At 49.5% G+C, this 1,866-nt stretch carries 1 pseudogene; it reads left to right on the forward strand.

Features of this window, described 5'->3' with window-relative positions:
* Positions 1-259 precede the first annotated feature (259 nt).
* Positions 260-1,827: pseudogene (locus E2I14_RS19145) on the forward strand (IS3 family transposase).
* Positions 1,828-1,866: the final 39 nt, after the last annotated feature.

The raw sequence follows: 1,866 nt of genomic DNA on the forward strand, positions 1-1,866 counted from the left end.
CCCCATCTGTCAGACTACTTGTCGTGTAACTTTTTAAATTGAACCGATCTCATTGAAGTCTGTTTGTTTGTGTTTTTCGCATTATCTATCCAGCTTTTTCCGGCGTAGGCAGTCGGGGTTTTATGGGTGGAGCGCAGCGGAACCCATTCCCTCAAGACGTTAAGGTTTGTTTTTCGATTTTGAAGTTATACGGCTAAAATGACCGGCGATCTTCAATCTGGTTGTTACCTCTCTTTTTAACTTATTGAGCGAGGCAACAATGGCAACCTATACCGCTGCATTTATTGAGCAGGCATTACAGAAGGCCTATTCCCGTGGCGACCGAACAATCATGTCAGTGGCCACTGATTTAAATTTGAATCACCACACGTTGAGATATTGGATGAAAAAGAAGTCAGCACTGGCGGGCGGTCCGGCGTCAGAAAAAGAAAAACGACCAAGCGACTGGACGGTAGAAGAACAACTGCAGGCACTGCATGAGAGCCATGCGTTATCGGGAGAGCAGCTTCAGGCATGGTGCCGTGAACGTGGCTTGTTCCCGCATAATTTAACCAGTTGGAAAGCTGCTTTTTGCGCCAGCGGTAAAGAGGCCGCACCCAAGGCTGGTGAAGTTAAATCGCTGAAAGATGAAAACGTCAAACTCAAGCGTGAGCTGGTCCGGAAAGACAAAGCTCTGGCGGAGGCGGCAGCACTGCTGGTTCTGCAAAAAAAGTTCCGTGCGCTTTGGGAGGACGAGGAGTAATGACCCCAATCCCGGAGCGCAATAACGTATTGACACTGGTCGCTGAAGCGGTGGTTTCAGGCGCACGTCAGGAACGTGCCTGCGATGTCATTGATTTAAGCGAGCGTACGCTCCAGCGCTGGAAAATTGATCAGGTGACTGAGCAAGCAGACCGGCGAACAGGGCGTGTGCAGGCACCTCAGAATCAGCTTAGCTCAGAGGAACGACAACAGGTTCTGGCCATTGCCAACTCGCCGGAATACGGCCATCTGCCGCCAAGCCAGATCGTTCCGCGATTGGCTGATGATGGAATCTATGTCGCATCGGAGTCAACGTTCTATCGCTTACTCAAGGCTAAAAATATGCTTGTGCACCGTGGCCAAGAAAAGCCAAGGCAACCCCGCAACAAACCGCGTGCTTTAAAGGCAACCGGGCCCAACCAGTTGTACTGTTGGGACATCACCTATTTGCCGACAGAGATCAGAGGCATCTATTTTTATCTCTATATGTTCATCGATGTATTTAGTCGCAAAGTGGTCGGCTGGCAGGTATTTGAAACCGAAAGCAGCGCGCTGGCCAGCGAGGTGATGAAGGACATTTGTGTGCGAGAAAAAATCGCACAAAATCAGGTCGTTCTTCATTCGGATAACGGCAGTCCGATGAAGGGCTCCACGATGCTGGCCATGCTGCAGGTGCTGGGCGTCATGCCGTCATTCAGTCGTCCTGCTGTGAGTAATGACAACCCGTTCGCCGAAAGCTTTTTTAAAACATTGAAGTACTGCCCAGTATATCCACGTCGCCCATTTAAGGATCTCCTGGCAGCCAGGAATTGGGTTACTACATTCATGCATTGGTATAACGAAGAACACCGGCACAGTGCCATTCAGTTTGTAACGCCAACTGAACGCCATGCCGGTTTGGATGTGGAAGTATTGATTCGACGTGAGCAATTGTATGCGGCGGCAAAAGCGAGGAACCCGAATCGCTGGAGCGGTGCTACTCGTAACTGGGACCGCGCCAACGTTGTTGACTTAAATCCAGACAAAACTAACAAGGAAACATTAAATCATGAGGAGGTATATCAAGAACTGAAACTGGCGGCATAAAAATTTACTTTTAGGCGACAACTAGCTTGAAAAACTCCG

Source organism: Sapientia aquatica (assembly GCF_004358105.1).
In the GTDB taxonomy this organism is placed as follows: Bacteria; Pseudomonadota; Gammaproteobacteria; order Burkholderiales; family Burkholderiaceae_D; genus Solimicrobium; species Solimicrobium aquaticum.